Below are 22569 nucleotides of genomic sequence, written 5' to 3'. Positions count from 1 at the left end.
CAGTTTTGTAAGCAAGCACTTACTGATGTTACCCCAGTGCTACCCGAGTTGGTCTATCAAGGCGTCCACTCAGACCAATCAACAGGAAGGCTACAAGCACGATCGCAGCACCAATCCATGGCGTTTGCGCCAGTCCAAAATGTTCAACCGTCTGCCCACCCACAATGGAGCCAATAGCAATGCCGATATTAAAAGCGGCAATGTTCAGGCCGGATGCCACATCCACCGCGTTGGGCGTATACAGTTCTGCTTTCTGTACCACATAAACCTGAAGGCCCGGCACGTTACCGAAGGCAAAGATCCCCATGACCAGGACCGTGGCCAGTGCGGCGTATTGCATTGATGCAGTGAACTGGAACACCAGCAGCAAAACAACCAATGCTGCAAAGATGAATTTGAGAGCGGGAACCGCACCATGTTTATCTGCCAGTTTGCCGCCCCAGATATTACCTATTGCGACGGAAATACCGTAGCCCAGCAGAATCCAGCTCACCGCATTCGGGGAGAAGCCTGCGAGATCCTGCATCATCGGCGCCAGGAAAGTAAAAGCAGTGAATACACCACCATAGCCCAGTGCGGTCACGGCATAAATGATCAACAGGCGCGGATGCGTCAGAACCTTTAGCTGGTCGCGCAGGCTGGCGCTCGCACGACCAGGTATATTCGATGGCACTAACAGAAAACTGGCTACCAGAGCAATCACACCCAGTAAAGAAACCGCCAGGAAGGTTTCACGCCAGCCGAAGTGTTGGCCGATAAATGTCCCCAGCGGTACGCCTGTAACAAGCGCGACAGTCAGTCCACCAAACATAATCGCAATCGCTGATGCCGCTTTCTCTTTGGGTACCAGACTTGTGGCAATGGTAGAACCAATTGAGAAAAAGACACCATGAGCAAGGCCGGTCAGCAGGCGGGCAATCACCAGTGTGGTGTAATCCGGGGATTGCCAGGCCAGAACGTTACCCGCTGTGAACAACACCATTAGCGCCACCAACAGTTGCTTGCGAGGGAATCGACCGGTGAGTGCCGTCAATACAGGCGCACCGACAGCAACACCCAGTGCATAAATAGATACCAGCAGCCCGGCAGATGGCAGCGAAATCGCAAGCTGGTCGGCGATGGTAGGAACCAGTCCTACGATAACAAATTCGGTCGTGCCAATTGCAAAGGCACTGATCGTGAGGGCAAGTAGCGCCAGTGGCATAAAATACTCCGTCTCTTCAGGATTAAGATGACAGGCAGTATGCGCCAGTGCTTAAATAACAAAAATGGTCAAAATATCAATTGAATTTTGCAGGTGGTGCAACAATGAAAGCAACGTCGGAAGAGCTGACAATCTTTGTCGCCGTCGTCGAAAGCGGCAGTTTTAGCCGTGCGGCTGAACAGTTAGGGCAGGCTAACTCGGCCATCAGTCGCTCGGTGAAAAAGCTGGAGATGAAGCTTGGAGTCAGTCTGCTCAACCGTACGACGCGGCAGCTCAGCCTGACGGAAGAAGGAGAGCGCTATTTCCGCCGCGTGCAGTCCATCCTGCAAGAAATGGCCGCTGCAGAGACGGAGATTATGGAAACCCGCAGCACACCACGTGGATTGCTGCGCATTGATGCGGCCACGCCGGTTGTGCTTCACTTTCTGATGCCGCTGATCAAACCTTTCCGCGAACGCTATCCGGAGATGACGCTCTCTCTGGTCTCCTCAGAGACGTTTATCAATCTTATCGAACGGAAAGTGGATGTGGCCATCCGGGCAGGAACCCTCACAGATTCAAGCTTGCGTGCCCGTCCACTGTTTGCGAGCTACCGCAAAATTATCGCCTCACCGCAGTATATTGCAGAGCATGGAAAACCTGAGACGGTTGAAGAGTTAAAGCAGCATCTGTGCCTGGGCTTTACGGAACCTGTGTCGCTGAACACCTGGCCTGTCGCCTGCCCTGACGGTCAGTTACATGAGATCACCTGCGGGTTGTCGTCTAACAGCGGGGAGACGCTGAAGCAATTGTGCCTTGAAGGTAACGGGATCGCCTGTCTGTCTGACTACATGATTGATAAAGAGATTGCGCGTGGCGAACTGGTGGAACTGATGGCAGATAAACGTCTGCCGGTCGAAATGCCGTTTAGTGCGGTGTATTACAGTGACAGAGCGGTAAGCACGCGCATTCGTGCCTTTATTGACTTCCTGAGCGAGCATATAAAAACAGCTCCCGAAGGAGCTGTATGAGGGTTTCAGGATACAAAGGGTGGGGTCAAACTTAATCCCAGTGAGGGGCTAACCCTTCCGGGCTGACCTGGCGATCGTTGCAATCCAGTGCGGCGATCGCCTTTTTGTCTTCGTCGTCGAGCTGGAGATCCTGTGCTAACAGGTTGCTGGCCAGGTTTTCACGTTTAGTTGAAGATGGGATCACGGCATAACCTTCACCCATTGCCCACGCCAGGATGACCTGAGCTGCAGTCACATTATGTTTTGCTGCGATGCGTGCAATCACTTCATCTTTCAATGCTTTGCCATAAGCCAGCGTCATATAAGACGTAATATGAATGCCATGCTGTTTTGCCCAGTCAACAACTTTGCGGTTTTGCAGGTAAGGTGACAGTTCAATCTGGTTAGTCGCAATATTTTCTGCACCAACGGCCGCAATTGCTTTTTCCATCAGCGGAATAGTGAAGTTAGAAATACCAATTTCACGGGTTAAGCCCTGTTTTTTCGCCTCCAGCAATGCCTGCATGAATTCTTCCACTGAAACAGCATCATTCGGTGAAGGCCAGTGGATTAGAGTCAGATCGACGTAATCAGTACGCAGTTTTTTCAGACTCTCTTTCAGGCTGGGGATTAGCTTGTCTTTGCTGAGGTTTTCAATCCAGATTTTCGTGGTGATAAACAGTTCGTTACGCGGTACACCACTCTCTTCGATAGCCTGACCAACAGCAGCTTCATTTTCATAAATTTGTGCCGTATCGACGGCACGATAGCCAAGTTCAAGAGCAGTTTTTACAGATGCGATAACAACGTCGTCTTTCAGGCGGAAAGTGCCGAGACCAAATGCAGGGATAATCATGTAATTCCTCGTTAATCATAGTTTTCGTTAACTGAGGAAGATTATCGCTATTGTCGTTGTTCAGAAAAAGAGCGTAAAAAGCAGAGGATTTTTGCTAATTAAGCAATAATTATACGACAGATAAGAAAAAAGCCCTGAGCGTTAACTCAGGGCTTTTAATAAGTGGCGGAACGGACGGGACTCGAACCCGCGACCCCCTGCGTGACAGGCAGGTATTCTAACCGACTGAACTACCGCTCCACCGAAGACTACTGTAACCACCGGATTTATGCACCGGCTTACTACTTAATTTGATGCCTGGCAGTTCCCTACTCTCACATGGGGAGACCCCACACTACCATCGGCGCTACGGCGTTTCACTTCTGAGTTCGGCATGGGGTCAGGTGGGACCACCGCGCTAAAGCCGCCAGGCAAATTCTGTTAATCTGTATCAAAGCTGAAAATCTTCTGTCTCTCTTCGCCGAAACAGCTTCGGCGTTGTAAGGTTAAGCCTCACGGTTCATTAGTATCGGTTAGCTCAACGCATCGCTGCGCTTACACACCCGACCTATCAACGTCGTAGTCTTCAACGTTCCTTCAGGACTCTCAAGGAGTCAGGGAGAACTCATCTCGGGGCAAGTTTCGTGCTTAGATGCTTTCAGCACTTATCTCTTCCGCATTTAGCTACCGGGCAGTGCCATTGGCATGACAACCCGAACACCAGTGATGCGTCCACTCCGGTCCTCTCGTACTAGGAGCAGCCCCCCTCAATTCTCCAGCGCCCACGGCAGATAGGGACCGAACTGTCTCACGACGTTCTAAACCCAGCTCGCGTACCACTTTAAATGGCGAACAGCCATACCCTTGGGACCTACTTCAGCCCCAGGATGTGATGAGCCGACATCGAGGTGCCAAACACCGCCGTCGATATGAACTCTTGGGCGGTATCAGCCTGTTATCCCCGGAGTACCTTTTATCCGTTGAGCGATGGCCCTTCCATTCAGAACCACCGGATCACTATGACCTGCTTTCGCACCTGCTCGAGCCGTCACTCTCGCAGTCAAGCTAGCTTATGCCATTGCACTAACCTCCTGATGTCCGACCAGGATTAGCTAACCTTCGTGCTCCTCCGTTACTCTTTGGGAGGAGACCGCCCCAGTCAAACTACCCACCAGACACTGTCCGCAACCCGGATTACGGGTCTACGTTAGAACACCAGCCATTAAAGGGTGGTATTTCAAGGGCGGCTCCACGCAGACTGGCGTCCACGCTTCAAAGCCTCCCACCTATCCTACACATCAAGGACCAGTGTTCAGTGTCAAGCTATAGTAAAGGTTCACGGGGTCTTTCCGTCTTGCCGCGGGTACACTGCATCTTCACAGCGAGTTCAATTTCACTGAGTCTCGGGTGGAGACAGCCTGGCCATCATTACGCCATTCGTGCAGGTCGGAACTTACCCGACAAGGAATTTCGCTACCTTAGGACCGTTATAGTTACGGCCGCCGTTTACCGGGGCTTCGATCAAGAGCTTCGCGTTACCGCTAACCCCATCAATTAACCTTCCGGCACCGGGCAGGCGTCACACCGTATACGTCCACTTTCGTGTTTGCACAGTGCTGTGTTTTTAATAAACAGTTGCAGCCAGCTGGTATCTTCGACTGATTTCAGCTCCACCCGCAGGGGCTTCACCTACATATCAGCGTGCCTTCTCCCGAAGTTACGGCACCATTTTGCCTAGTTCCTTCACCCGAGTTCTCTCAAGCGCCTTGGTATTCTCTACCTGACCACCTGTGTCGGTTTGGGGTACGATTTGATGTTACCTGATGCTTAGAGGCTTTTCCTGGAAGCAGGGCATTTGTTACTTCAGCACCGTAGTGCCTCGTCATCACACCTCAGCGTTAATAAGGTACCGGATTTACCTGGAACCTCCGCCTACATGCTTAAACCGGGACAACCGTCGCCCGGCTAACATAGCCTTCTCCGTCCCCCCTTCGCAGTAACACCAAGTACAGGAATATTAACCTGTTTCCCATCGACTACGCCTTTCGGCCTCGCCTTAGGGGTCGACTCACCCTGCCCCGATTAACGTTGGACAGGAACCCTTGGTCTTCCGGCGTGCGGGCTTTTCACCCGCATTATCGTTACTTATGTCAGCATTCGCACTTCTGATACCTCCAGCATCCCTCACAGGACACCTTCAACGGCTTACAGAACGCTCCCCTACCCAACAACGCATAAGCGTCGCTGCCGCAGCTTCGGTGCATGGTTTAGCCCCGTTACATCTTCCGCGCAGGCCGACTCGACCAGTGAGCTATTACGCTTTCTTTAAATGATGGCTGCTTCTAAGCCAACATCCTGGCTGTCTGTGCCTTCCCACATCGTTTCCCACTTAACCATGACTTTGGGACCTTAGCTGGCGGTCTGGGTTGTTTCCCTCTTCACGACGGACGTTAGCACCCGCCGTGTGTCTCCCGTGATAACATTCTTCGGTATTCGTAGTTTGCATCGGGTTGGTAAGCCGGGATGGCCCCCTAGCCGAAACAGTGCTCTACCCCCGAAGATGAGTTCACGAGGCGCTACCTAAATAGCTTTCGGGGAGAACCAGCTATCTCCCGGTTTGATTGGCCTTTCACCCCCAGCCACAAGTCATCCGCTAATTTTTCAACATTAGTCGGTTCGGTCCTCCAGTTAGTGTTACCCAACCTTCAACCTGCCCATGGCTAGATCACCGGGTTTCGGGTCTATACCCTGCAACTTAACGCCCAGTTAAGACTCGGTTTCCCTTCGGCTCCCCTATACGGTTAACCTTGCTACAGAATATAAGTCGCTGACCCATTATACAAAAGGTACGCAGTCACACCACGAAGGTGCTCCCACTGCTTGTACGTACACGGTTTCAGGTTCTTTTTCACTCCCCTCGCCGGGGTTCTTTTCGCCTTTCCCTCACGGTACTGGTTCACTATCGGTCAGTCAGGAGTATTTAGCCTTGGAGGATGGTCCCCCCATATTCAGACAGGATACCACGTGTCCCGCCCTACTCTTCGAGTTCACAACCTGTGCATTTTCGTGTACGGGACTATCACCCTGTACCGTCGGACTTTCCAGACCGTTCCACTAACACACAAGCTGATTCAGACTCTGGGCTGCTCCCCGTTCGCTCGCCGCTACTGGGGGAATCTCGGTTGATTTCTTTTCCTCGGGGTACTTAGATGTTTCAGTTCCCCCGGTTCGCCTCGTTAACCTATGTATTCAGTTAACGATAGTGTGACGAATCACACTGGGTTTCCCCATTCGGACATCGCCGGGTCAAAGGTTCATATCACCTCGCCGGCGCTTTTCGCAGATTAGCACGTCCTTCATCGCCTCTGACTGCCAGGGCATCCACCGTGTACGCTTAGTCGCTTAACCTCACAACCCGAAGATGTTTCTTTCGATTCATCATCGACTTGCGAAAATTTGAGAGACTCGAACACACATAACATGTGTGTCGTTTCAATTTTCAGCTTGATCCAGATTTTTAAAGAGCAAAACTTCGCAGTGCACCTTTTCAGGTTCACTCTGAAGTTTTCTTGGGTTCGCAGTAAAGGATGGTGGAGCTATGCGGGATCGAACCGCAGACCTCCTGCGTGCAAAGCAGGCGCTCTCCCAGCTGAGCTATAGCCCCATCGTTTGCAATCTCTGTACCGCTCATCCTTTAAAAGGAGTTTGGTAGGCCTGAGTGGACTTGAACCACCGACCTCACCCTTATCAGGGGTGCGCTCTAACCACCTGAGCTACAAGCCTGCAGAGATTTTTACTGCTGTTTTTCATCAGACAATCTGTGTGAGCACTACAAAGGCAGGTTCTTTAAGGTAAGGAGGTGATCCAACCGCAGGTTCCCCTACGGTTACCTTGTTACGACTTCACCCCAGTCATGAATCACAAAGTGGTAAGCGCCCTCCCGAAGGTTAAGCTACCTACTTCTTTTGCAACCCACTCCCATGGTGTGACGGGCGGTGTGTACAAGGCCCGGGAACGTATTCACCGTAGCATTCTGATCTACGATTACTAGCGATTCCGACTTCATGGAGTCGAGTTGCAGACTCCAATCCGGACTACGACGCACTTTATGAGGTCCGCTTGCTCTCGCGAGGTCGCTTCTCTTTGTATGCGCCATTGTAGCACGTGTGTAGCCCTACTCGTAAGGGCCATGATGACTTGACGTCATCCCCACCTTCCTCCAGTTTATCACTGGCAGTCTCCTTTGAGTTCCCGGCCGGACCGCTGGCAACAAAGGATAAGGGTTGCGCTCGTTGCGGGACTTAACCCAACATTTCACAACACGAGCTGACGACAGCCATGCAGCACCTGTCTCAGAGTTCCCGAAGGCACCAATCCATCTCTGGAAAGTTCTCTGGATGTCAAGAGTAGGTAAGGTTCTTCGCGTTGCATCGAATTAAACCACATGCTCCACCGCTTGTGCGGGCCCCCGTCAATTCATTTGAGTTTTAACCTTGCGGCCGTACTCCCCAGGCGGTCGACTTAACGCGTTAGCTCCGGAAGCCACGCCTCAAGGGCACAACCTCCAAGTCGACATCGTTTACGGCGTGGACTACCAGGGTATCTAATCCTGTTTGCTCCCCACGCTTTCGCACCTGAGCGTCAGTCTTTGTCCAGGGGGCCGCCTTCGCCACCGGTATTCCTCCAGATCTCTACGCATTTCACCGCTACACCTGGAATTCTACCCCCCTCTACAAGACTCTAGCCTGCCAGTTTCGAATGCAGTTCCCAGGTTGAGCCCGGGGATTTCACATCCGACTTGACAGACCGCCTGCGTGCGCTTTACGCCCAGTAATTCCGATTAACGCTTGCACCCTCCGTATTACCGCGGCTGCTGGCACGGAGTTAGCCGGTGCTTCTTCTGCGGGTAACGTCAATTGCTGAGGTTATTAACCTCAGCACCTTCCTCCCCGCTGAAAGTACTTTACAACCCGAAGGCCTTCTTCATACACGCGGCATGGCTGCATCAGGCTTGCGCCCATTGTGCAATATTCCCCACTGCTGCCTCCCGTAGGAGTCTGGACCGTGTCTCAGTTCCAGTGTGGCTGGTCATCCTCTCAGACCAGCTAGGGATCGTCGCCTAGGTGAGCCGTTACCCCACCTACTAGCTAATCCCATCTGGGCACATCTGATGGCAAGAGGCCCGAAGGTCCCCCTCTTTGGTCTTGCGACGTTATGCGGTATTAGCTACCGTTTCCAGTAGTTATCCCCCTCCATCAGGCAGTTTCCCAGACATTACTCACCCGTCCGCCGCTCGTCACCCGAGAGCAAGCTCTCTGTGCTACCGCTCGACTTGCATGTGTTAGGCCTGCCGCCAGCGTTCAATCTGAGCCATGATCAAACTCTTCAATTTAAAAGTTTGATGCTCAATGTTTCTTTATTTCTAAAGAAAAGAACTTCGTAATGAATTACGTGTTCACTCGTTGAGACTTGGTATTCATTTATCGTCCGAGGACGTTAAGAATCCATGTCACTTTGAGTGCCCACACAGATTGTCTGATAAATTGTTAAAGAGCAGTGCAACGTGGCTTTCAGCTCACCGTTGCGAGGTGGCGTATATTACGCTTTCCTCTTTCAGAGTCAACCCGTTATTTCAGGATTTTTTCTCTTCAACCGACCGGGTTGTTTGTGAAGTGATTCACATCCGCCGTGTCGATGGAGGCGCATTATAGGGGGCCGCCGAGGAATGACAAGCGGAAAAATGCATTTTTATTTCAACCGCTCACCTTTTCACCAAAAAGGTTATTTTTGGTGCTTTTTGATCTCTTTTGGCAGTTCAGCCAGACTATTAATCACCCAATCCGCTGCATTCTCTGCTTCTGGCGTCACTGGCTTACCGGTGCGTACTAATATTTTGGTGCCTACGCCAGCTGCGGTTGCCGCCTGCATGTCTTCAAGTTTATCGCCCACCATATAAGAAGCAGCCATATCAATGTGCAAAAATTCCTGCGCAGAGATAAACATGCCTGGATGAGGCTTACGGCAGTCGCAGGTCTGGCGATACTCTTCGACTGTTCCTTGCGGATGATGCGGACAATAATAGATACCGTCGAGATCAACACCGCGATCGGCCAGCGACCAGTCCATCCATTCTGTCAGCGTTTCGAACTGCGCTTCGGTAAATTTACCGCGAGCAATACCAGACTGGTTGGTGACAACCACCAATGCATAGCCCATCTCTTTCAGCTGACGCATTGCATCTATTACGCCTTCGATAAACTCGAACTCATCAATCTCATGGACATAACCGTGATCCACATTAATAGTGCCATCACGATCGAGAAAAATTGCGGGTACTGATTTTGCCACCGGTTTGCTCCTGAAAAAGGCATGTCCGGCTAGTATCTCATGAATCGCAGCGCAATAAAGTGCTCATCGTACAGAGTTGGATTGATTTAGACGTCTGGATGCCTTAACATCCGTTTTGTTTACGGTCATCACCCGTATATGGCAGAAGAAAATGCCACGGCTAACTTACATACGATAAAAATAATCTAATGATTAAACTTTCCAATATCACCAAAGTGTTCCAGCAGGGGAACCGAACCATTCAGGCGCTGAACAACGTCAGCCTGCATGTCCCTGCTGGTCAAATTTATGGCGTCATTGGCGCATCGGGTGCAGGTAAAAGCACGCTGATTCGTTGTGTTAACCTGCTTGAGCGCCCAACCCAGGGCAGCGTAGAAGTTGGCGGCCAGGAACTTACCGCCCTCTCAGAGAAAGAACTCACCAAAGCGCGTCGTCAGATTGGAATGATCTTCCAGCACTTTAACCTGCTGGCCTCCCGCACCGTTTTCGGCAACGTCGCCCTGCCGCTTGAGCTGGATAACACGCCAAAAGAAGAAGTGAAGCGTCGCGTCATCGAACTGCTCGACCTCGTGGGTCTGGGAGACAAACATGATAGCTACCCGGCCAATCTGTCCGGTGGGCAAAAACAGCGTGTGGCCATTGCCCGCGCGCTGGCCAGTAATCCAAAAGTACTGCTGTGTGATGAAGCCACCAGCGCATTGGATCCCGCCACTACACGTTCAATTCTGGAACTGCTGAAAGACATTAACCGTCGTCTGGGCCTGACAATTCTCCTTATTACGCATGAAATGGACGTGGTGAAACGCATCTGTGACTGCGTCGCAGTGATCAGCAACGGCGAACTGATTGAGCAGGATACGGTAAGTGAAGTGTTCTCTCATCCGAAGACACCGCTGGCACAGCAGTTCATTCAGTCCACGCTGCATTTGGATATCCCGGAAGATTATCTGGAGCGTTTGAAAACTGAACCCACTGCAGACAGCGTCCCGATGCTGCGCATGGAGTTCACGGGCCAATCTGTCGATGCTCCCCTGCTTTCCGAAACCGCGCGTCGCTTTAACGTGAACAACAACATCATCAGCGCGCAGATGGATTACGCCGGTGGCGTGAAGTTCGGCATCATGCTGACAGAAATGCACGGCACACAAGAAGAAACCCAGGCCGCGATTGCCTGGCTGCAAGAACACCACGTAAAAGTAGAGGTACTGGGTTATGTCTGAGCCGATGATGTGGCTGCTGGTTCGCGGCGTTTGGGAAACGCTGGCAATGACCTTTGTATCTGGCTTCTTTGGGTTTGTGATTGGTCTCCCGGTCGGCGTGCTGCTGTATGTGACACGTCCGGGGCAAATCATTGAGAACGCGAAACTATACCGCACGCTCTCTGCGCTGGTGAATATCTTCCGTTCTATCCCGTTCATTATTCTGCTGGTATGGATGATTCCATTCACCCGCGTGATTGTCGGTACCTCTATCGGTCTGCAGGCTGCCATCGTTCCCCTGACTGTCGGCGCTGCGCCGTTTATCGCACGTATGGTTGAAAACGCCCTGCTGGAAATCCCGACAGGTTTGATTGAAGCCTCCCGCGCAATGGGTGCCACACCGATGCAGATCGTACGCAAGGTGCTGCTGCCGGAAGCACTGCCAGGGCTGGTCAACGCGGCTACCATTACGCTTATCACCCTGGTGGGTTATTCCGCGATGGGGGGTGCAGTTGGCGCTGGCGGTTTAGGCCAAATTGGTTACCAGTACGGCTATATTGGATATAACGCTACCGTGATGAATACCGTTCTGGTATTGCTGGTTGTGTTGGTTTACTTAATCCAGTTCTCTGGCGATCGCATCGTCCGGGCTGTTACGCACAAATAACGTTACACACAACACAAACTCTACGAGTTAAGGATAAAACATGGCGTTTAAATTAAAGACCTTTGCAGCAGTAGGCGCGCTAATCGGCTCTCTGGCACTGGTGGGTTGCGGTCAGGACGAAAAAGATCCAAACCACATTAAAGTGGGCGTTATCGTGGGTGCAGAACAACAGGTTGCTGAAGTCGCTCAGAAAGTCGCAAAAGAGAAATATGGTCTGGACGTTGAACTGGTCACCTTCAACGATTACGTTCTGCCGAACGAAGCGCTGAGCAAAGGCGATATCGATGCTAACGCCTTCCAGCATAAACCGTACCTGGATCAGCAGATCAAAGATCGTGGCTATAAACTGGTTGGTGTGGGTAACACCTTCGTTTACCCAATTGCGGGTTACTCCAAGAAAATTAAATCTTTGGACGAACTGCAGCCAGGTTCTCAGGTTGCCGTGCCTAACGACCCAACCAACCTTGGACGCTCTCTCCTGCTGTTGCAGAAAGTGGGTCTGATCAAACTGAAAGACGGTGTTGGCCTGCTGCCAACCGTTCTGGATGTCACTGAAAACCCGAAAAATCTGAAAATTGTTGAGCTGGAAGCACCACAGCTGCCACGTTCTCTTGACGATGCGCAGATTGCCCTGGCCGTTATCAACACCACTTACGCCAGCCAGATTGGCCTGACGCCAGCCAAAGACGGTATCTTCGTTGAAGATAAAGACTCCCCGTACGTTAACCTGATCGTGACTCGCGAAGACAATAAAGACGCGGAAAACGTGAAGAAGTTCGTTCAGGCCTATCAGTCTGATGAAGTTTACCAGGAAGCGAACAAAGTGTTTAACGGTGGCGCTGTTAAAGGCTGGTAATCTCACCTCAGTGTAATATCATCAGGACGGGCTTATGCCCGTCTTGTCATTTGTGCAGTCAACTGATTCAATATCTGACGTTTTGATTATCCATTGAGGAACTATTATGCGTGCTTTACCGATCTGTCTTTTAGCACTCATGTTGAGCGGCTGTTCTATGCTAAGCAGATCTCCCGTTGAACCTGTTCAAAGCACGGCAACCCCGCCAAAAACAGAGCCTGCGAAACCGAAAGTGGTTCGTCCTGCACCGGTTCGCATTATCACTAAGGCTGATGAGCTCGTCGGTAAACCGTTCCGTGAACTGGGTGAAGTGAGCGGTGAGTCCTGCCAGGCGACCAACCAGGACTCTCCACCGAATATCCCGACAGCGCGTAAACGCATGCAGATCAATGCCGCAAAAATGAAAGCTAACGCTGTTCTGCTGCACAGCTGCGAAGTGACCAGCGGTACACCGGGCTGCTACCGTCAGGCAGTATGCATCGGTTCTGCGCTGAATATTACGGCGAAATGAGTGCATTTCAGTTCGAGCAAATAGGCGTTATCCGCTCGCCCTATAAAGAGAAGTTCGCCGTACCTCGCCAGCCCGGTCTTGTCACCAGCGGAAGCGGTGAACTTCACCTGATTGCACCTTACAATCAGGCCGATGCGGTACGCGGACTCGACGCTTTCAGCCATTTATGGGTGGTATTTGTGTTTCACCAGACGATGGAAGGTGGCTGGCGTCCAACCGTACGCCCACCCCGGCTTGGTGGAAATGCGAGAATGGGGGTGTTTGCGACGCGTTCGACCTTCCGTCCAAACCCGGTTGGAATGTCGCTGGTCGAACTGAAGGGTATACGTTGCCAGAAGGATCAGGTGATACTCGAGTTAGGCAGTCTTGATCTTGTGGATGGCACACCGGTTATCGACATCAAACCCTATTTGCCTTTCGCCGAAGCTCTCCCGGACGCGCGCGCAAGTTATGCTCAGGATGCCCCCCAGGCGGACATGCCTGTATATTTTACGCCTGAGATAGCAACTCAGCTGAGTCAACTGGAGAAACACTATCCTCGTTTGCAGAATTTCATCACCGAAGTTCTGGCGCAGGACCCCCGTCCCGCTTATCGCAAAGAAGAGGAAGCCGGGAAAACCTACGCTGTCTGGCTGCTGGATTTTAACGTTCGCTGGCGCGTCACACAGGCAGGTTTTGAAGTGTTTGCCCTGGAACCCAGGTAATTTTAATCTCCTCTCTTTTGGCATCTTTGCCACACTGGTAAACTAAACCACTTTTTTTGTGTCAGGTTGACCTTTCAGCCTGTCTCACTAGTCGAAACGGAACCGTAACAACATGCGTACTAGCCAATATCTGCTCTCCACTCTGAAGGAGACGCCTGCCGACGCCGAAGTGATCAGCCATCAGCTGATGCTGCGCGCCGGGATGATCCGCAAGCTGGCCTCCGGGTTATACACCTGGCTGCCGACCGGCGTGCGCGTCCTGAAAAAAGTCGAAAACATCGTGCGTGAAGAGATGAACAACGCCGGTGCTATCGAGGTGTTAATGCCGGTTGTTCAGCCCTCTGAGCTGTGGCAGGAGAGTGGTCGCTGGGAGCAGTACGGTCCGGAACTGCTGCGAATTGCCGATCGAGGCGATCGTCCGTTTGTCCTCGGCCCAACGCATGAAGAAGTCATTACCGACCTGATTCGTAATGAGCTGAGCTCTTACAAACAGCTGCCGCTGAACTTCTTCCAGATCCAGACCAAATTCCGTGACGAAGTTCGCCCACGTTTCGGCGTCATGCGCTCTCGCGAATTCCTGATGAAAGATGCTTACTCTTTCCATACCTCTCAGGAATCCCTGCAAGAGACCTACGACAAAATGTACGAGGCATACAGCAAAATCTTCTCCCGCATGGGTCTGGATTTCCGTGCTGTGCAGGCTGATACCGGCTCCATCGGTGGTAGCGCATCCCATGAGTTCCAGGTACTGGCGCAGAGCGGTGAAGACGATGTGGTCTTCTCTGACTCCTCAGATTACGCGGCAAACATCGAATTTGCAGAAGCGCTGGCACCAAAAGAGCCACGTGCAGCTGCAACACAAGAGATGACGCTGGTTGATACGCCAAATGCAAAAACCATTGCCGAGCTGGTTGAGCAGTTCAACCTGCCTGTCGAAAAAACCGTTAAAACGCTGCTGGTGAAATCCACCGAAGGCAGCGCTTATCCGCTGGTTGCCCTGCTGGTACGTGGCGATCATGAGCTTAACGAAGTGAAAGCAGAGAAGCTGCCGCAGGTTGCCAGCCCGCTGACGTTCGCGACGGAAGCTGAAATCCGCGCTGTGGTCAATGCTGGTCCAGGCTCTCTGGGTCCGGTAAACATGCCTGTGCCTGTTGTTATTGACCGTACGGTAGCGGCAATGAGCGACTTCTCTGCAGGTGCCAACATCGACGGTAAACATTACTTCGGCATCAACTGGGATCGCGATGTGGCGACACCTGAAGTGGCTGACATCCGTAACGTCGTTGCTGGCGACCCAAGCCCGGACGGACAGGGTACGCTGATGATCAAACGCGGCATCGAAGTCGGTCACATCTTCCAGTTGGGTGATAAATACTCTCGTGCGATGAACGCTGCCGTTCAGGGCGAAGATGGTCGTAACCAGATCCTGACCATGGGTTGCTACGGTATTGGGGTAACACGTGTTGTGGCCGCAGCGATTGAGCAGAACTATGACGAGCGTGGTATCGTCTGGCCGGACAACATCGCACCGTTCCAGGTCACGATTCTGCCAATGAACATGCACAAGTCTTACCGCGTGCAGGAACTGGCTGAGAAGCTGTACGCTGAGCTGCGCGCTCAGGGTATCGAAGTGCTGATGGATGACCGTAAAGAGCGTCCAGGTGTGATGTTTGCTGATATGGAACTGATCGGTATCCCACATACCATCGTCATCGGCGACCGTAACCTCGACAGCGACGAAATTGAATACAAATACCGTCGTAACGGCGAGAAACAGATGATCAAGACCGGCGACATTCTTGATTACCTGGTGAAAGCCATTAAAGGTTAAGAAACAAAAAACCCCGCTCCGGCGGGGTTTTTTAATGGGGCTATGTCGGCTTACTTGCTGTTGCAGTCTTTACCCGCGACAAACTTCGCGTCTTTATCTGCCACCAGCGTTTTCACCATCTCTCCGCTATCCGGGTTTGGCTCCAGCGTAAAGTGACCGTCGACCGTCAGCAATACCGGCTTACTGTCATTTCCGCGCGCAACAGCGTAATCACGCTCAAGCTGTGCGTTGTTCGCCACGCTGACTTTCCTGCCGGTTGCACAGTCGGTAAAGATCGCCGCATCAGCCATATAGAAATACATGCCCCGCATTGCCATCGGCGTGGCAGGCAGGGCCGCCTTTACCGGTGCCAGCGTGTAATTGAACTGGGACTCAATCGGATTACCTTCGCGGTCGAGCATCTCCATCCCCTCGCCTTTAGCGCGGAAATAGGTTTTCTCACCTGTGGTATCCGTCAGGACCAACTTCTCAGCCGTACGCGCCCATGTCCCGTAAGTCGCAAAAGAAGACGGTTCTTTAGCGCCCTGATACCTCTGATTCATGACCCAGGTACCGTCTTTTTGCAGGAACAGAGACGTTTCAATACCCTCACAGTCTGCGCAAGGCAATACGCCGCGCCAGCTCTGCTGCATGGGCTTTAACTCTTCATTCTGCGCGGGCTGCAAAACCTGCGTTTCAGAACGGTTGTTACACCCGAAAAGCGCAAACAGCGTACTCACTGCCAGCGCTGATAATAATGCTTTTTTCACAATGAATTCCTTCTGAAAATTGTGTTCCCTTTCGTCACTCTGTCGGGCGACGAACTTTACCGCGTAGTGCTTTCACTGTGGATTTTTGGGCCTTCGACGACAGCCGACGCTCTTTCGATGCGCGAGTGGGCCGTGTTGCCCGACGGCTCTTTTGTACCGCGGTTAATTCTTTGATTACCGCCACTAGCCTGGCGATGGCCGCTTCCCGGTTGAGCTCCTGGCTGCGGTATTCCTGAGCTTTGATCACCATCACGCCATCGCTGGTGATCAGGTGATGGCTGGCAGCAAGCAGGCTTTCTTTATAATACTCTGGCAGGCTTGAGGCCCGAATGTCAAAACGCAAGTGGATAGCCGTAGAAGCCTTATTGACGTGCTGCCCCCCTGCCCCCTGAGCACGAATGGCGGTGATCTCCAGCTCATTGTCAGGAATGTTGACGTTTCGGGATAAGACGATCATGAGGCGGGTTGCCACGCCGTCAAATGAATTTCCAGATTATTCTGAGAATCAGAGAGCCAGATTGCGCCATCCTGAATCGTCGCCTGCAGGATCATGGTCCGGCTGGCAAAGGCACTCAACTGCGCCAGTTGCTCATCATCCAGATACCAGACGGTAAGATTGGCAAACTGCCTGCATTTGCTTTTATTTTGCTGCCACCAGATCTCCGCAGCACGCTGATTATACGCAAATAACGCGACTTCAGCGGACTGGGTGCAGGCCTTTTTAATACGACGTTCATCCGGCAGGCCAAGTTCAATCCACAGATCGATACCCAGATGATCGTTGCGCAGCCAGGCTTCTGGCTCGTCCTCTGCGCTTAAGCCTCGGGTAAATTGCAGTCGCTCGTCAGCATACTTAATCCACGCCAGCAGGCGCAGCATCATGCGTTCCTGAGTTTCTGAGGGGTGGCGTGCCAGAGTAAGCGACGCATCCAGGAACTGGTTGCGATCAAGATCGGCCACATTGACCACTGCTTTATAAATTGTCGCTTTCAGCGCCATGAGAGAACTCCATTCGAATCAGGCGCACATTGTAGCGAAAACAGCGGCAAAAGGCTGTTACTGGGTGATAAATACACCACTATCAAGGCTCTGATATTGCTTAAATGAGTATGGTATAGTCACCTTGCTAAACCGAGTTTATCTTCGTAGGCTTAATGATATCTCACAGTAAGTCAGTGCGCTGGCGGGAGGGGATGTGAATAATTATTGTGAGTTAATTCGCAAACGGTATGCGGAAATCGCCAGCGGGGATCTGGGGTATGTCCCGGACGCGCTGGGCTGTGTATTGAAAGTGCTTAATGAAGTGGCCTCTGATGAGAGCCTTTCAGAGTCGGTCAGGGAGAAAGCAGCGTATGCTGCGGCGAATTTACTGGTGAGCGATTATGTCGATGAATGATACTTATCAACCCATCAATTGTGATGACTATGACAACCTCGAACTCGCCTGCCAGCATCATTTATTACTGACGCTGGAGCTAAAAGATGGCGAAGTGTTGAAGGCGAAAGCCAGCGATCTGGTTTCGCGTAAGAATGTGGAATATCTGATCGTGGAAGATGCCGGTGCGACGCGTGAGCTGCGTCTGGACAAAATAGCCAGCTTCAGCCACCCGCAAATCGGCACCGTCGTGGTGAGCGAATCCTGATGACACTAACGGGCAGCCAGGCTGCCCGTTACGCTTTCTGCCATGCAAAACTAACACCCTCTTCTGCCCATCCCTCTTCCGTGATGAAAACCCCTGCAGCAGCAATCAGCGTTTCGCCGTAGAAAAGGAGTGGCGTTGTATCGCGCAGCCACGGTGGCACGTTACACTCCTGCCATATTTTCTTCAGCTTCCGCCCCCCGTTGCGCCCGACGATATGCAGCATGCCGCCAGCCTTAAAGCGCACGGTAACCTGTTCACCGCCATTCGGTAGGCGTACATGGCCAGACGATACCAGAGAGACTCGTCCTGCATCACAGGGCAATATCAGCGGTAATTCGGGTGACGCCCAGTTGAGTACGACATCGCTAAAAGAGGGGGTAGATTTTATCCACCAGAGCTTCCCTTTATAGCGCCTTACGTCATAACCATTCAAATGTACGCACGGGGACGCATCCTCCCGCGACCGAGCAACTTCGTCCCAGATACGGCTCAGCATTGCCCGCGATGGCATTGCGGCGCGATGAGTGGCCAGCCAGCGTCGTAACAGTGCCGCCCGACGCACCGGGCTCATCGCTTCCAGCGGTGCGATCGCCAGCGATCCGTCTTCAGAGATCAGTTGAGCCAGCTCTTCACTCAACAACTCATCCAGCAATGCTTCCTGTTCGGCGCACAGCATGGCGCTTCTTGCTGTGGCGTCAGCAAAATGCGGCCAGCGCTCGCTCAAAAGCGGGAGGACATGCAGACGCAGAAAATTACGGTCGTAGCTGTCATCCTGATTGCTCTCATCTTCAATCCAGTTCAGCTGATATTCCCGTGCCCAGGCTTCCAGCGACGCACGTGTCTCACCCAACAGCGGACGAAGTAATGTCGTCCCGGCAAATTCAGCACGTTCGGGCATGGCAGAAAGCCCCGCCGGCCCGCTGCCCCGCTTTAGCGCCAGCAAAAAGGTTTCGCACTGGTCATCCAGATGCTGCGCCGTAACCAGCGCTTCGCCTGGCTGTATTACGCTGGCAAAAGCGGCATAACGCGCTTTACGTGCTTGTGCCTCAATCCCCAGCCCTTCGTCCTGAAGCGTGACGCGCTCAGCAATGAACGGGATCGCCCACGCGGCACACAGCGCCTCACAGTGCGCCACCCAGGCATCGGCATGAGAACTCAATCCGTGGTGGATATGTATCGCCCGAAGCTGAACATCAGGCTCCCGATCGCGCCAGAGCTTCAAACGATGAAGCAGAACGGTAGAATCCAGGCCACCGCTAAACCCCACCAGCAGCTGGCGGTACGGTGAAACGGCTTTGGCGATAGCGGGTAAGGTCATAGGAAATTACACATAAAAAATGCCCGAACTGAGCGGGCATTATCACACAGGAAAATCATTACTGCTGATAAAGCTCCAGCGGCAGGCCGTCCGGGTCGCTGAAAAAGGTGAAACGCTTGTCGGTGAACGGATCGACGCGTATCGCTTCGCACGCCACACCGTGCGCTTCCAGATGTTTTACTGCGCTGTCCAGGTCATCAACGCTAAAGGCAAGATGGCGCAGACCACAGGCTTCCGGGCGTGACGGGCGTGCAGGTGGGAAGGGAAAGGAGAACAGTTCAATCACATATTGCCCGTTTAACGCGAGATCCCCCTTCCAGGAATCACGTTCCTCACGATAGGCCTCGCTCAACAGCGTAAAGCCCAGGATATCGCAGTAGAAGGCCTTACTTTTCGCGTAATCGGTCGCAATGATCGCAATATGATGAACAGCTTTTAAACCCAGCATAGCTTCTCCTTTTTATGATCCCTGAACGTTACAACCGAAAACCCGCACCTGGCAAGTGGCCATCTTTATTTTAGGACTCGCACCCAGTAAACGCCGTTCTCATCGCGCTTCGCACCGTGGATATCCGTCTCAAATCCTGGATAGTGACGCCCTACCGAGCAAAGCATCAACAGGAAATCGAGCACGGCCCGGCTTTCCTCGGTAATCATCTCTCCCGGCATCAGGAGCGGTACGCCCGGCGGGTAAGGCAGGATCATGTTGGCCGATACGCGCCCGACAAGATTTTCCAGCTCAACGGTTTCGACCTCCCCTTTCACCTGCCGCTGCCATGCCTTGTGCGGGGTAAGCTTCATTTCTGGCAAAACATCGAACGCCTGCAGCATCAGACGCGGCAGATCGTGCTGCCGAATAAGCCGATGGATCCCCTGAGCGAGATCCTGAATACGCATATTGCGATAGAAGTCAGGATCCTCTGCATAGAGATCCGGCAGCATGTTTTTCACCCGCAAGTTGAGATCATAAGCGCGCTTAAACTCCATCAGGCCGCGCAATAGCCCCATCGCCCGGGTTTTATCAATACCAATACTGAACAGGAACAGCAGGTTATAAGGACCCGTTTTTTCAACCACCACACCCCGTTCATCAAGAAATTTCGCCACCAGCGCGGCGGGGATCCCTTCGTCGCTCATCTTACCCTGCTCATCCATGCCCGGCGTCAGGATCGTGACTTTTACCGGGTCGAGGAACATATGGTCGCGATCAGCTTCGCGGAAACCATGCCAGTTTTCACCGGGTGAGACGGGCCAGCATGCTGCTTCATCAATCTCTTCCGGTTGCCAGATATCGAAGAACCAGCCGTCAGCTTCATCTTTAAGTCGCTGAACCTCTTTACGAAAATGCAGTGCTCGTTCAACCGAGCGGTTAATCAAACGCTTACCAGGATTACCGCGCAGCATTGCCGCGGCCGTTTCAATGGAGGCAACCAGCGGATAGCTCGGCGAGGTCGTGGTATGCATCATAAAGGCTTCGTTAAACGTCTCTTCGTCGTACTCGCCTTTAATGTGAATTAGCGAAGCCTGGGAAAAGGCGGCCAGCATTTTGTGCGTCGACTGCGTTTCGAAGAACACTTTACCCGGCACGCGTTCACCGCTCATGCCGCTTTTACCCGCGTAAATCGGGTGGAAGTTGGTGTACGGCACCCACGCGGAATCGAAGTGGATCGACGGCACGTCCAGCGTTTTTTTAATCCAGTTAGTGTTGTACAGCAGACCGTCATAGGTCGAGTTGGTGATCACCGCATGGACAGGCCAGCTTGCGCCGGGCACTGCCGCGACCTTGCTTTCAATGGCTTCATGCGTAAACTCCCGGCGCGGAATGCCGCCAAGAATACCGAGCGCGTTACGCGTGGGTGACAGCCAGAGCGGTACGACGTCGCTCATCATGAGCAAGTGCGCCAGCGATTTATGACAGTTCCGGTCAATCAGCAAGGTGCTACCAGCGGGGGCGGCGTACATCCCGACAATTTTGTTCGAGGTCGAGGTGCCGTTGGTCACCATATAGCTTTGCTCAGCGCCGAACGTGCGGGCGATATACTCTTCAGCTTCCAGATGTGGGCCTGTATGGTCGAGCAGAGATCCCAGCTCAGTGACCGAAATCGACACGTCCGCTTTTAGCGTATTGCCACCAAAGAAATCATAGAACAGACAGCCCACCGGACTTTTTTGATACGCCGTTCCCGCCATATGTCCGGGCGTACAGAAGGTATATTTACCTTCTTTCACATAGGTGAACAGCGCGCGGGTAAACGGTGGCGTGATGTTATCGAGATATTCACGCGTGTACTGCTGAATACGGGTCGCAATATCGTCCGCGACGCCAAGCGAATATTCAAAGAACCACAGCGCCATACGCATATCATGGGCGCTGACATCCATCGTCGAGTGGGTATTGATAAACGCGTACAGCGGGAGATATTCGTTCAGCTTGTTGATATCGCTGCACAGCTCGAGGTCGTACTCATCCCAGTCGAAGATTACCCCGCAGATACGCGGGTTGTGCTCAATAAATTTCAGCAGATCGGCGCTATTGTGTGGCCAGATCAGCTGGTACCCGCGCGACTGCAGGGTTTGTTCCAGCTCCTTGATGGGCTCGTCTTTATAAAAGACGCCGTGCGGCCCCATAATGGCAATAATGTTCACGGTTTACCTCCTTGAAAAATATTAGCTAAGCATAGTTAAGGTAAACGGCAGGTATAAAAAAAGCCGCAACATTGTGCGGCTTTTCAGACAATTGTGAATCTTAGGCGTAACCGTAGGTCATCAGACGCTGATAACGACGGTTCAGCAAATCTTCTTTACTCAGCACGTCGAGGTCTGCCAGGTCTGCCAGCAGCTGTGCTTTCAGGGAAGCCGCCATCACTTCAGGCTTGCGATGCGCGCCACCCAGAGGTTCCGGGATAACGGTATCGATCAGCTTCAGCTCTTTCAGACGTGGAGCAATAATGCCCATCGCCTCTGCGGCCAGCGGCGCTTTGTCGGCGCTTTTCCACAGAATGGACGCACAGCCTTCCGGAGAGATAACGGAATAGGTGCTGTATTGCAGCATGTTAACTTTATCGCCAACGCCAATCGCCAGCGCACCACCGGAACCACCTTCACCGATAACGGTACAGATGACCGGCACGCTCAGGCGAGACATCTCACGCAGGTTGCGTGCGATAGCTTCAGACTGGCCACGTTCTTCCGCGCCCACACCCGGGTATGCACCCGGCGTGTCGATAAAGGTGATGATTGGCATGTTGAAACGCTCAGCCATCTCCATCAAACGCAGAGCTTTACGGTAGCCTTCTGGTGCAGGCATACCAAAGTTACGACGGATTTTCTCTTTGGTTTCACGACCTTTCTGATGACCAATGATCATCACCGGGCGTCCATCCAGACGAGCAATACCACCGACGATAGCTTTATCGTCAGCGTATGCGCGATCGCCGGCCAGTTCGTCAAATTCATCAAACGCCAGGCGGACATAATCCAGGGTGTACGGACGCTGTGGGTGACGCGCCAGCTGGGCAATCTGCCATGCGCCGAGATCGGCAAAGATTTTGCGCGTCAGTTCTACGCTTTTTTCGCGCAGACGATGCACTTCTTCGTCGATGTTAATATCCAGTTTTTCATCCTGACGGCTTACCGCTGTCAGAGAATCGATTTTCGCTTCCAGCTCAGCAATCGGCTGTTCGAAATCAAGGAAATTCAGACTCATAGTATTCCT

At 52.5% G+C, this 22569-nt stretch carries 19 protein-coding genes, 3 tRNA genes and 3 rRNA genes; 9 read left to right on the top strand and 16 right to left on the bottom strand.

Features of this window, described 5'->3' with window-relative positions; all coding sequences use genetic code 11:
• Positions 1-28: 28 nt before the first annotated feature.
• Positions 29-1204, bottom strand: coding sequence for an MFS transporter (locus tag LCD46_04280; protein UOY71556.1), 1176 nt, complete (start codon positions 1202-1204; stop codon positions 29-31).
• 104 nt (positions 1205-1308) lie between these two features.
• On the opposite strand from LCD46_04280, the gene LCD46_04275 reads away from it, so the two are divergent.
• Complete coding sequence (locus LCD46_04275) at positions 1309-2214, top strand: LysR family transcriptional regulator (protein ID UOY71555.1); 906 nt, start codon at positions 1309-1311, stop codon at positions 2212-2214.
• A 31-nt stretch (positions 2215-2245) separates the two neighbouring features.
• Here LCD46_04275 and dkgB read toward each other — a convergent pair whose 3' ends face one another.
• The 8 genes from dkgB to gmhB form a co-directional block, all read right to left on the bottom strand.
• On the bottom strand, positions 2246-3049 hold the full coding sequence (gene dkgB / locus LCD46_04270) for a 2,5-didehydrogluconate reductase DkgB (protein ID UOY71554.1): 804 nt from the start codon (positions 3047-3049) through the stop codon (positions 2246-2248).
• 163 nt (positions 3050-3212) lie between these two features.
• Positions 3213-3289: transfer RNA gene (locus LCD46_04265), tRNA-Asp, on the bottom strand.
• Between the two features lie 55 nt (positions 3290-3344).
• Positions 3345-3460, bottom strand: a 5S ribosomal RNA gene (gene rrf / locus LCD46_04260).
• Positions 3461-3530: 70 nt separating this feature from the next.
• Positions 3531-6436 (bottom strand): 23S ribosomal RNA (locus tag LCD46_04255).
• 180 nt (positions 6437-6616) lie between these two features.
• Positions 6617-6692: transfer RNA gene (locus LCD46_04250), tRNA-Ala, on the bottom strand.
• 42 nt (positions 6693-6734) lie between these two features.
• Positions 6735-6811 (bottom strand) — tRNA-Ile (locus LCD46_04245).
• Between the two features lie 69 nt (positions 6812-6880).
• Positions 6881-8420, bottom strand: a 16S ribosomal RNA gene (locus LCD46_04240).
• The 16S, 23S and 5S rRNA genes sit together here with 3 tRNA genes alongside, the layout of an rRNA operon.
• Positions 8421-8809: 389 nt before the next feature.
• On the bottom strand, positions 8810-9376 hold the full coding sequence (gmhB, locus tag LCD46_04235; protein ID UOY71553.1) for a D-glycero-beta-D-manno-heptose 1,7-bisphosphate 7-phosphatase: 567 nt from the start codon (positions 9374-9376) through the stop codon (positions 8810-8812).
• A 188-nt stretch (positions 9377-9564) separates the two neighbouring features.
• Between gmhB and metN the strand changes: the two genes are divergently transcribed.
• From metN to proS, 6 genes are all read left to right on the top strand, one after another.
• Positions 9565-10596, top strand: coding sequence for a methionine ABC transporter ATP-binding protein MetN (gene metN, locus LCD46_04230; protein ID UOY71552.1), 1032 nt, complete (start codon positions 9565-9567; stop codon positions 10594-10596).
• Positions 10589-11242: a methionine ABC transporter permease MetI gene (locus tag LCD46_04225; GenBank protein ID UOY71551.1), complete on the top strand. Its 654-nt coding sequence runs from the start codon at positions 10589-10591 to the stop codon at positions 11240-11242. Before metN ends, LCD46_04225 begins: the two co-directional genes overlap by 8 nt.
• Before the next feature lie 40 nt (positions 11243-11282).
• Positions 11283-12098: a methionine ABC transporter substrate-binding lipoprotein MetQ gene (gene metQ / locus LCD46_04220; GenBank protein ID UOY71550.1), complete on the top strand. Its 816-nt coding sequence runs from the start codon at positions 11283-11285 to the stop codon at positions 12096-12098.
• 106 nt (positions 12099-12204) lie between these two features.
• Positions 12205-12609, top strand: coding sequence for an Rcs stress response system protein RcsF (gene rcsF / locus LCD46_04215; GenBank protein ID UOY71549.1), 405 nt, complete (start codon positions 12205-12207; stop codon positions 12607-12609).
• Positions 12606-13313, top strand: coding sequence for a tRNA (N6-threonylcarbamoyladenosine(37)-N6)-methyltransferase TrmO (tsaA, locus tag LCD46_04210; protein ID UOY71548.1), 708 nt, complete (start codon positions 12606-12608; stop codon positions 13311-13313). The genes rcsF and tsaA overlap by 4 nt, the downstream gene beginning before the upstream one ends.
• A 112-nt stretch (positions 13314-13425) precedes the next feature.
• Positions 13426-15144, top strand: coding sequence for a proline--tRNA ligase (gene proS / locus LCD46_04205; protein ID UOY71547.1), 1719 nt, complete (start codon positions 13426-13428; stop codon positions 15142-15144).
• A gap of 50 nt (positions 15145-15194) precedes the next feature.
• Here proS and nlpE read toward each other — a convergent pair whose 3' ends face one another.
• From nlpE to LCD46_04190, 3 genes are read right to left on the bottom strand one after another with little or no spacing between them, the layout of a single operon-like run.
• The gene (gene nlpE, locus LCD46_04200; protein ID UOY71546.1) at positions 15195-15893 is read right to left on the bottom strand and encodes an envelope stress response activation lipoprotein NlpE; all 699 of its coding nucleotides are present in this window, start codon (positions 15891-15893) and stop codon (positions 15195-15197) included.
• 34 nt (positions 15894-15927) lie between these two features.
• The gene (gene arfB / locus LCD46_04195) at positions 15928-16350 is read right to left on the bottom strand and encodes an aminoacyl-tRNA hydrolase (GenBank protein ID UOY71545.1); all 423 of its coding nucleotides are present in this window, start codon (positions 16348-16350) and stop codon (positions 15928-15930) included.
• Complete coding sequence (locus tag LCD46_04190) at positions 16347-16892, bottom strand: YaeQ family protein (GenBank protein ID UOY71544.1); 546 nt, start codon at positions 16890-16892, stop codon at positions 16347-16349. Before LCD46_04190 ends, arfB begins: the two co-directional genes overlap by 4 nt.
• Before the next feature lie 196 nt (positions 16893-17088).
• Between LCD46_04190 and LCD46_04185 the strand changes: the two genes are divergently transcribed.
• Both LCD46_04185 and rof read left to right on the top strand, forming a co-directional pair.
• The gene (locus LCD46_04185; protein ID UOY71543.1) at positions 17089-17289 is read left to right on the top strand and encodes a YaeP family protein; all 201 of its coding nucleotides are present in this window, start codon (positions 17089-17091) and stop codon (positions 17287-17289) included.
• Positions 17276-17536, top strand: coding sequence for a Rho-binding antiterminator (rof, locus tag LCD46_04180; GenBank protein UOY71542.1), 261 nt, complete (start codon positions 17276-17278; stop codon positions 17534-17536). Before LCD46_04185 ends, rof begins: the two co-directional genes overlap by 14 nt.
• A 28-nt stretch (positions 17537-17564) precedes the next feature.
• Here the strand turns inward: rof and tilS are convergent, their stop codons facing one another.
• The 4 genes from tilS to accA all read right to left on the bottom strand — a co-directional run bounded on the left by tilS (position 17565) and on the right by accA (position 22560).
• Positions 17565-18854 carry a tRNA lysidine(34) synthetase TilS gene (gene tilS, locus LCD46_04175; GenBank protein ID UOY71541.1) on the bottom strand — a complete coding sequence of 430 codons (1290 nt, stop codon included), beginning with the start codon at positions 18852-18854 and terminating at the stop codon, positions 17565-17567.
• Between the two features lie 58 nt (positions 18855-18912).
• Complete coding sequence (locus tag LCD46_04170; protein UOY71540.1) at positions 18913-19302, bottom strand: VOC family protein; 390 nt, start codon at positions 19300-19302, stop codon at positions 18913-18915.
• A gap of 65 nt (positions 19303-19367) precedes the next feature.
• A complete protein-coding gene (locus tag LCD46_04165) occupies positions 19368-21500 on the bottom strand; it encodes a lysine decarboxylase LdcC (protein UOY71539.1) in 2133 nt (710 codons plus the stop codon).
• Between the two features lie 100 nt (positions 21501-21600).
• Positions 21601-22560, bottom strand: coding sequence for an acetyl-CoA carboxylase carboxyl transferase subunit alpha (gene accA, locus LCD46_04160; GenBank protein UOY71538.1), 960 nt, complete (start codon positions 22558-22560; stop codon positions 21601-21603).
• Between the last annotated feature and the right edge of the window lie 9 nt (positions 22561-22569).

It is taken from the genome of Enterobacter ludwigii, from assembly GCA_023023105.1.
GTDB classification, from domain to species: Bacteria; Pseudomonadota; Gammaproteobacteria; order Enterobacterales; family Enterobacteriaceae; genus Enterobacter; species Enterobacter adelaidei.
This window is presented reverse-complemented; position numbering and strand designations above follow the sequence as displayed.

Bases quoted from the DNA above. Each gene is read 5' to 3' on its own strand.
- proS (UOY71547.1), top strand. From the start codon at position 13,426: ATGCGTACTAGCCAATATCTGCTCTCCACTCTGAAGGAGACGCCTGCC.
- tsaA (UOY71548.1), top strand. From the start codon at position 12,606: ATGAGTGCATTTCAGTTCGAGCAAATAGGCGTTATCCGCTCGCCCTAT.
- LCD46_04190 (UOY71544.1), bottom strand. From the start codon at position 16,892: ATGGCGCTGAAAGCGACAATTTATAAAGCAGTGGTCAATGTGGCCGAT.
- rof (UOY71542.1), top strand. From the start codon at position 17,276: ATGTCGATGAATGATACTTATCAACCCATCAATTGTGATGACTATGAC.
- arfB (UOY71545.1), bottom strand. From the start codon at position 16,350: ATGATCGTCTTATCCCGAAACGTCAACATTCCTGACAATGAGCTGGAG.
- accA (UOY71538.1), bottom strand. From the start codon at position 22,560: ATGAGTCTGAATTTCCTTGATTTCGAACAGCCGATTGCTGAGCTGGAA.
- dkgB (UOY71554.1), bottom strand. From the start codon at position 3,049: ATGATTATCCCTGCATTTGGTCTCGGCACTTTCCGCCTGAAAGACGAC.
- LCD46_04225 (UOY71551.1), top strand. From the start codon at position 10,589: ATGTCTGAGCCGATGATGTGGCTGCTGGTTCGCGGCGTTTGGGAAACG.
- tilS (UOY71541.1), bottom strand. From the start codon at position 18,854: ATGACCTTACCCGCTATCGCCAAAGCCGTTTCACCGTACCGCCAGCTG.
- metQ (UOY71550.1), top strand. From the start codon at position 11,283: ATGGCGTTTAAATTAAAGACCTTTGCAGCAGTAGGCGCGCTAATCGGC.
- rcsF (UOY71549.1), top strand. From the start codon at position 12,205: ATGCGTGCTTTACCGATCTGTCTTTTAGCACTCATGTTGAGCGGCTGT.
- LCD46_04170 (UOY71540.1), bottom strand. From the start codon at position 19,302: ATGCTGGGTTTAAAAGCTGTTCATCATATTGCGATCATTGCGACCGAT.
- metN (UOY71552.1), top strand. From the start codon at position 9,565: ATGATTAAACTTTCCAATATCACCAAAGTGTTCCAGCAGGGGAACCGA.
- LCD46_04280 (UOY71556.1), bottom strand. From the start codon at position 1,204: ATGCCACTGGCGCTACTTGCCCTCACGATCAGTGCCTTTGCAATTGGC.
- LCD46_04275 (UOY71555.1), top strand. From the start codon at position 1,309: ATGAAAGCAACGTCGGAAGAGCTGACAATCTTTGTCGCCGTCGTCGAA.